At 40.6% G+C, this 7,262-nt stretch carries 6 protein-coding genes and 1 pseudogene; 3 read left to right on the top strand and 4 right to left on the bottom strand.

Annotation, left to right across the window (positions count from 1 at the left end; all coding sequences use genetic code 11):
- The 3 genes and pseudogenes from BCG07_RS19015 to coaBC all read right to left on the bottom strand — a co-directional run.
- A pseudogene (locus BCG07_RS19015) lies at positions 1-1,139 on the bottom strand (S9 family peptidase); the annotation flags it as partial.
- Between the two features lie 162 nt (positions 1,140-1,301).
- A complete protein-coding gene (slmA, locus tag BCG07_RS19010; RefSeq protein WP_006794533.1) occupies positions 1,302-1,889 on the bottom strand; it encodes a nucleoid occlusion factor SlmA in 588 nt (195 codons plus the stop codon).
- A gap of 100 nt (positions 1,890-1,989) precedes the next feature.
- Positions 1,990-3,183: a bifunctional phosphopantothenoylcysteine decarboxylase/phosphopantothenate--cysteine ligase CoaBC gene (coaBC, locus tag BCG07_RS19005; RefSeq protein WP_010556610.1), complete on the bottom strand. Its 1,194-nt coding sequence runs from the start codon at positions 3,181-3,183 to the stop codon at positions 1,990-1,992.
- 143 nt (positions 3,184-3,326) lie between these two features.
- Between coaBC and radC the strand changes: the two genes are divergently transcribed.
- The 3 genes from radC to rpmG all read left to right on the top strand — a co-directional run bounded on the left by radC (position 3,327) and on the right by rpmG (position 4,675).
- Positions 3,327-4,001 carry a RadC family protein gene (radC, locus tag BCG07_RS19000; protein WP_008131137.1) on the top strand — a complete coding sequence of 225 codons (675 nt, stop codon included), beginning with the start codon at positions 3,327-3,329 and terminating at the stop codon, positions 3,999-4,001.
- Positions 4,002-4,271: 270 nt separating this feature from the next.
- Positions 4,272-4,508: a 50S ribosomal protein L28 gene (gene rpmB, locus BCG07_RS18995; RefSeq protein ID WP_006793236.1), complete on the top strand. Its 237-nt coding sequence runs from the start codon at positions 4,272-4,274 to the stop codon at positions 4,506-4,508.
- Between the two features lie 11 nt (positions 4,509-4,519).
- Positions 4,520-4,675, top strand: a complete 156-nt coding sequence (gene rpmG / locus BCG07_RS18990; RefSeq protein ID WP_004587947.1) for a 50S ribosomal protein L33 — start codon at positions 4,520-4,522, stop codon at positions 4,673-4,675.
- A gap of 321 nt (positions 4,676-4,996) precedes the next feature.
- Here the strand turns inward: rpmG and BCG07_RS18985 are convergent, their stop codons facing one another.
- Positions 4,997-7,132: a S8 family peptidase gene (locus tag BCG07_RS18985; protein ID WP_243531701.1), complete on the bottom strand. Its 2,136-nt coding sequence runs from the start codon at positions 7,130-7,132 to the stop codon at positions 4,997-4,999.
- Between the last annotated feature and the right edge of the window lie 130 nt (positions 7,133-7,262).

Genomic DNA, 7,262 nt, shown 5'->3' with positions numbered 1-7,262 from the left:
TATACGGCTTCGTAGTGACGGTGCTTATTAACCGCGTTCCATTGCTGTTTTTCTCGTGGTTTTATTTCTGGGTCTTTATTATGCCAAACATCCAAGCCTTTTTGCTCGCGAATAGTGGCAATGTCATAGAGTGAGGTTTCATCTACGAATTCTTTGGCTTTTACTTTCGCTGCAAGTTTTGGTCGGTTTTCAAAGTATAAGCGTTCGCCGTTTTCTGACCAGCTTAGTTTTGCGGTTTTGCCTATAGTCCACTCTTTGTTTGTAGATTCAATAGTTGAAAGTGTTTCGTTTTTCCATAATTGTAGTGAGTGGTTTCGACGGCGGGTATCTTCGTTTACATAATTACCCAATGTAAATGCTACGGTTGCTTCGATTGGGTGCCATGCTATTTTATTAGCAATAACACCGGGTTCATCAATTAGCACTTCACTTTTAAAAGATGTTAGTGTGATTAGCTTTATTTGGTTGTCGTTACCATCAGGGTAACTTTGGCTTAGTAAAAGCTGATCATTGGTAGCACTTATACTGTAACTAAAAACGTTATCAATAGTTTCACTTTGTTGGTTTTTTAAATTAACAATAACGAGCGAGTAAACCTTGTCTTTTTTGTCAGGTGAAATGGCGCTGCTGTCTTCCTCTTTACTCTCATTTTTGGTATTTTTTTCTACATTATCAGTTTTATCTGCTTTTTTATCTAAGCGATACGCAAGCCATACCCCGTCGTTTGATAATACGTAGTCTTCTACATTCTCAAAACTTTTTTGCTCACCTGTTTCAGTATTCACTAGCACTAAGTTTTTTTTAAGCGTGTTTTTTTTCTTGGTGGTTTCTTTTTCGAGTAATGTGGGTACTTGTGTAAATGCAGTCCAGTTGGCTGCTTTGTTTATAAACGGCTTGGTGCCGCGGTCCACTTCGCTGATTAAACTATTTGAGGTTAAAGAGTAAACCTGACCTGCAGCATTGCCGCGGTATGGCGTGGCACTTAAAGATAAAATACGTCCATCTTCAGATAGTTGTGTGCCTTTGGCTGATTTAAAGTTAAATACATCTGTGAATTCTAATGCCTCTTTTGCATTAGGCGCGGTGCTGACTAAGCCAGTAATAAGTGCGCTACTTAGTAGGGTGAGCTTTGTTTTCATTATTGAATCTCGTTTTTTAACATTATTTTATTGTAACGAGTTTGACTAATATTTCGACCAGATAGGATAGAAGGCAGGTGGTGGCGATAAGTAACAGGTATAAACGATAAAACGACCATTTGGTCGTTTTATTTAAAAATTAATTCAGCGGGTATAATTATGTTAGAGCCAAATTTTTTGCAATTCAGGCCATTGTTTTTCAAATTGGACGCTTGGCTTAGTTTTAAAGTCACTGCGCACAAATTGATTCATTTTTCCTTCAACATAGGCAAGTAAAAAGTTAGCCAGTGTAAGCTCATCGCTTTGGAAGTTTTTTCCTTCACGAAGCTTGCGTTCTCTAAGTACTTGTTTAAGTTGGGTTTCTAATTTTTCAAAAAAGCTTTGAACGCGTTCACGTAAGCGCTCTTGTTCACCTTGCAGCGCATCACCGGTTAAAATACGGGTAATACCAGGGTTTTTTTCGGCAAATGTTAAAAGTAAAAGTAAAATATTATAAACACGGGTTTGGCTTTCTTTTTCGTTTTCTAAAATAAGGTTGATGCGCGATAAAAGAGTGTCTTCAATAAACTCGATTAAGCCTTCAAACATACGCGCTTTGCTAGGAAAGTGACGATACAGGGCCGCTTCAGATACACCAACCTCAGCAGCTAGTTTAGCTGTGGTGATTCGTTGACCAGGGCTTGTTTCTAACATTTGTGCGAGTGCTTGCAGTATTTGCTCTTTGCGATTACTTCTTTTTGTCGCAGGCATGAACATTCCTTTTTTATTAGTTATTCTTGGCTGGGGTTAATCATTTTTTGTTCAAATGAAAAGCATATGTTAATGTTTTATTCAGTTTGTTTCCAGCCTTTTATAGATGTTTAGCCAGCTGTTCGATCACTTTTAAAGCAATTGTACTTTTACTGCTAACGGGCAATTCTAACTGTTTATTTTGCCAATACAGAGTCAACGCGTTTTGATCAGAATTAAACCCTAAACCACTTTGCGATACATCGTTTGCGCATATCATATCTAGGTTTTTATTAACTAATTTACCTTTAGCATAACTCTCAACGTTTTGCGTTTCAGCGGCAAAACCCACAGTGTAAGGGCGGTTTTTTTCTATATTAGCAACCGCTGCAATGACATCTGGGTTTTTAACTAACGTTAGTGTTAGCTCGTCGCCTTGCTTTTTCATTTTTTGAGTTGCTACTTCGCCAGCTCTGTAATCGGCAACAGCTGCGCAGCCAATAAACGCATCCGACTGCGGTGCATATACTAGTGCTTCATTTAATAGTTGCTCTGCGCTTTCTATATTTATTAGATTTGCACCAATAGGGGCTTTGATAGTTACAGGGCCAGAAATTAAATTAACGTTAGCACCGAGTAACAACGCGGCTTCTGCAAGTGCGTAACCCATTTTTCCAGAGCTATGGTTTGATATAAACCTAACAGGGTCAAGCGGCTCACGGGTTGGGCCTGCGGTGATAGTAATTGTTTTACCAGCTAAAATTTGAGGAGGTTGGTTTTCAACACATAACGCTACAAGCTCATGTGGTTCAAGCATACGTCCTGAGCCGACATCTCCACACGCTTGTTCTCCTTTGCCCGGGCCCCAAATAAGAACGTTACGCGCTTTTAAAGTGGCTAGGTTTGCTTGCGTTGCAGCATGTGCATACATTTGCTGGTTCATAGCTGGGGCTACCGCAACTTTTGCAGGAGTCGCAAGTAGTAAAGTCGTCAGTAAGTCGTCTGCAATGCCGGTCGCCATTTTGGCAATAATATTACATGTTGCAGGAGCGACTAAAATAAGATCAGCCCACTTGGCAAACTCAATGTGTCCCATCGCGGCTTCAGCGGCAGGGTCGAGCAATGAATCCGATACTATCTCGCCGCTAACGGCTTGCATTGTGAGTGGCGTAATAAAATGCTTGGCTGACTCAGTCATGACAACTTTTACTTCACAACCATGCTCTTTTAATCGTCTTACGAGCTCAGCGCATTTATAGGCTGCAATTCCACCGCTAATACCCAGTACAATTTTTTTGTTTGTTAACGTCATCATGGTTGTCTGTCAATCTTATTAAATATGGCGCCTAAAATAACAAATCTTTACTCGTTCAGCTAAGCTTTTAATTTAAAATTACAAGCTAAATTTTTATTTTGCATTACATTTATAAGACACATGAGTTATTCAAGGATGAAAAAATGCAACTAACTTCACTGCCCAATGCTCAACGCCCACGTGAAAAGCTTATCGAAAAAGGCGCTAAAGCGCTAAGTGATGCAGAGCTCCTTGCCATATTTTTACGTACCGGGTTGCCGGGGATGAACGTAATAGAATTGGCTCAGCACTTACTGAACGAAAATAAAACATTACATAACTTGTTTAATGCCAGCATGGACGAATTTTGTTCGCAAAAAGGATTGGGAACGGCGAAGTATGTTCAATTACAAGCGGTACTTGAATTAAGTCAGCGTTATATGCAGGAGCGCTGCCAACGAGATGCCGTGTTTAACTCCCCTAATTCAGTATACGATTACCTTACCATTCAAATGCGGGGTCTACAGCAAGAGGTATTTATGGTGCTTTATCTTGATAGTCAAAACCGCTTAGTAAAAGATGAGATTCTTTTTTACGGCACAATAAATGCCGCAAGTGTGTATCCGCGGGAGGTTGTTAAAGCGGCACTTAAAAATAATGCAGCGGCTGTTATCTTTGCTCATAACCATCCAAGTGGGATTGCTGAACCAAGCCAAGCAGATAAGCTTATTACCAATAAATTGCAGCAAGCACTGCAATTAGTAGACATAAATGTGCTTGACCATATCATTGTGGGAGGTGAAACGTGTGTTTCGTTTGCCGAGCGTGGCCTTATTTGACTCTCTTTAATATAGAAATGTGCTAAAAATGAGCGGTTTAATACATTTTAGTAAATTAGTTTAATTTAAATGCAGTTTTTACTTTCCCTAAGGGCATTCGATCTTTATAATTGGCCGCTATCAAATTTACATATGAGCTGGTTGGATAGATCAGTATTTGATCTTTGCCTGTAAAAGCTGTATAAAGAGCGCCCTTCGATTTATCTAGGGCAGAAATACACGGCCTTAGATTAAATTAAGCTCGAGCGAAGTTATTGGAGATATATAGACATGTCTAAAGTATGTCAAGTTACAGGTAAGCGTCCAGCGGTTGGTAACCACCGTTCACACGCGAGAAACGCGACTAGACGTCGTTTCCTACCTAACCTACAAACACACCGTTTTTGGGTTGAAAGTGAAAAACGTTTTGTAACATTACGCACTACTACTAAAGGTATGCGTATTATCGATAAAAAAGGCATCGACGCGGTTCTTACAGAAATCCGTGCTCGCGGCGAAAAAGTTTAAGGAACTGAATCATGCGCGATAAAATCCGTTTAGTTTCAACTGCCGGTACTGGTTTTTTCTACACTACTGACAAAAACAAACGTAACATGCCTGAAAAGATGGAAATCAAAAAGTTCGATCCTAAGGCTCGTAAACACGTGATTTTCAAAGAAGCTAAAATCAAGTAATTTTAGTTTTTTAGAATTTAAAAACCCAGCTTAGGCTGGGTTTTTTGTTTTCTGGTGATAAGTTAGTAATATATTTGAACTAATACGTATATTCATTAGCAACTATACTTAACCAGTTTTAGGGAATAAAACCGATATTGTATGTTTAATCTTTATATAAAACAGGTATATAACAAAGCTTCCTCTAGTGATTGACGAGGCTTAGTTGTCTAAAATAGCTCGTTAGCATTAAGCCTCATTAGACTAAAAATTACCTTACTCACAAAAAAAGGCCAAACAGTCAGTTTGGCCTTTGCTATCCCAAAGATTATGAAATTACTATTATGGTTGGTATTGTCCGCTAATAGTTAAACCAGAGAAGGTTCTGTAAGCATTTACACTTAAATGCCATGTACCGGCTTGTGGATTATTAAAGGTACATGTTTCAGCATTACCATTTTTATATGGACGACAATCGTAGCTAGACGATGTTGGCTGACTACCAAACTTCACAAATAAATCAGCATCACCTGTACCACCAGAAGTAGTTACAGTAAATGTAGACATACCTGCAGGGACATCTAGTGTGTAGTGTTTCCACTGACCAGCACTGGCACTTACGTCACTAACAGTACCACCACCAGCTTCAGGTGTGCCTGAACCGCCACCAGAAGATGCACCTGTGATATTACCTACCAAACTCACACCAGAGTAAGCAGAGTAACCACGAAGCATTACATGGTACGTACCTGCCGTTGGATTATCGATAGAACATTCTTCGCTGTTGCCGCCTTTGTACGGACGACAGTCGTAGCTTGATGTAGTTGGTTGGCTGCCAGCACGAACGTATAGATCGGCATCACCTGTACCACCGCTCATTGTAAACGTCACATTGGTTGCTCCGCTTGGTACGGTCATGGTGTAAAAATCTTGTGCGTTAGCACCACCGCTTAAGCCTGTTTTAGCTTCGCCATCAACAAGTTCATTATCACCTGTTGTAGGTGGTGTTGTACCGCCACTTGCTGCGGCAACAGCAGCTGCTGCATCAACAATACCTGTACCACAGTTGTTACATGTTGCAGGGAATGAGCGAGTAGACGATTTTAAAATACTCTCAATTTCATCAGGCGTAGCATTTGGTTTTGCTTGCTTGATAAGTGCAGCTACACCCGCTACGTGCGGAGCGGCCATAGATGTACCTTGAGAGAATGAATAGCTATCGGTTGATGGAGAAGAAGATCCCGAGTTATACGTAGACAGAACACCTTCAGAATCGTTAGCAAAGCTTTGTGCACCACCGGGTGCAGCAACATCAATGTTACTACCGTAGTTTGAGTAATAAGCACGGCCACCATTTCGACCAACTGATGCTACATTAACAACACCGTTACAGTTACCTGGGTTGTAGTTTGCTGAGTTATCGTTATCGTTACCTGCTGCAATAACTACAACAGCGCCATTGTTGCGAGCTGTATTGATTGCATTTTGTGTTGTAGAACTACAAGAGCCACTTCCGCCTAAGCTCATGTTAATAACATCAGCTGGGTTAGGGTTTCCAGGGATGCCCGATACGTTACCGCCAGATGCCCAAATAATGCCGTCGGCAATATCAGACGTTAAACCACCACATTTACCAAGTACACGTACTGGAACTACTTTTGCGTCATAAGCAACACCGGCAACGCCTTCACCATTATTTGTAACGGCTGCAACAGTACCCGCAACGTGCGTACCATGCCAGCTAGACCCTTGCGCACCATTATTACCACATTCGCCGGCTGCTACTGCATCGCCCGGATCACGTGCATCGCTATCACGGCCGCCGCCATCGTTAGCAACTGATAGGTTAGAAATCATATCGTAACCTGGCAAAATATTAGCATTTAAATCGGCATGAGGGCGGTAACCTGTATCAAGAACAGCCACTACTACACCACTACCTGTTGCGGTGTCCCAAGCTGTTGGTAAGTTCAAACCGCCAGCTTGCTCATAGTAGTGCCACTGGTCGCCATAGCGCGGATCGTTAGGTGTCGCAAAAGGTTTTAACATTTGGTCAACTTCAATGTACTCAACGTTGCCTGAATCAACCATTTCTTGCATAAACTCTTGTGCTTCTGCTGCGCTAAGTTTTTTATCTGCTCGCATAACATGGTGGTTATTTAGTGCCATTGCGCGAATGTACTTTGCTTTAACTTTTCCTTTTTTAGAGGCAAAGTTTTTAACAAAGTTTTTTGCACGTGCTTTCATGTTTACAGGGCTTTCATCTGCAGTAGAGTAACTCAGTGCATCAACGTTGTTATTTTTATATTTAATGATGAATTGCGTTTCAAAGCCACTTTGATTTTGAAGTTTAGCTGTTGTATCAGCCACTGAAGGGCCAATTGCTTGTGCTGGGTTAGCCATGCTTGATGCAGTAGCAAAAAGCGTACTAATGGTAAGTGCTATTGCACACTTATTAAATGTTTTACTTGTTGTCATAATTTTCCCTAGATTTTTTTATTAGTTATATCGTGATGGATTGTCACAATGCAGGTACAAAGGTAAATTATGTGTTAATAAATTTAAAATACTAAATCATTATGTCCCTATTTCATTTAGTTATAACGAG

Origin of the sequence: Pseudoalteromonas sp. ESRF-bin5, assembly GCF_002632075.1 — a bacterium.
Lineage (GTDB): Bacteria > Pseudomonadota > Gammaproteobacteria > Enterobacterales > Alteromonadaceae > Pseudoalteromonas > Pseudoalteromonas marina.
This window is presented reverse-complemented; position numbering and strand designations above follow the sequence as displayed.

Bases quoted from the DNA above. Each gene is read 5' to 3' on its own strand.
- slmA (WP_006794533.1), bottom strand. From the start codon at position 1,889: ATGCCTGCGACAAAAAGAAGTAATCGCAAAGAGCAAATACTGCAAGCA.
- coaBC (WP_010556610.1), bottom strand. From the start codon at position 3,183: ATGATGACGTTAACAAACAAAAAAATTGTACTGGGTATTAGCGGTGGA.
- radC (WP_008131137.1), top strand. From the start codon at position 3,327: ATGCAACTAACTTCACTGCCCAATGCTCAACGCCCACGTGAAAAGCTT.
- rpmB (WP_006793236.1), top strand. From the start codon at position 4,272: ATGTCTAAAGTATGTCAAGTTACAGGTAAGCGTCCAGCGGTTGGTAAC.
- rpmG (WP_004587947.1), top strand. From the start codon at position 4,520: ATGCGCGATAAAATCCGTTTAGTTTCAACTGCCGGTACTGGTTTTTTC.
- BCG07_RS18985 (WP_243531701.1), bottom strand. From the start codon at position 7,132: ATGACAACAAGTAAAACATTTAATAAGTGTGCAATAGCACTTACCATT.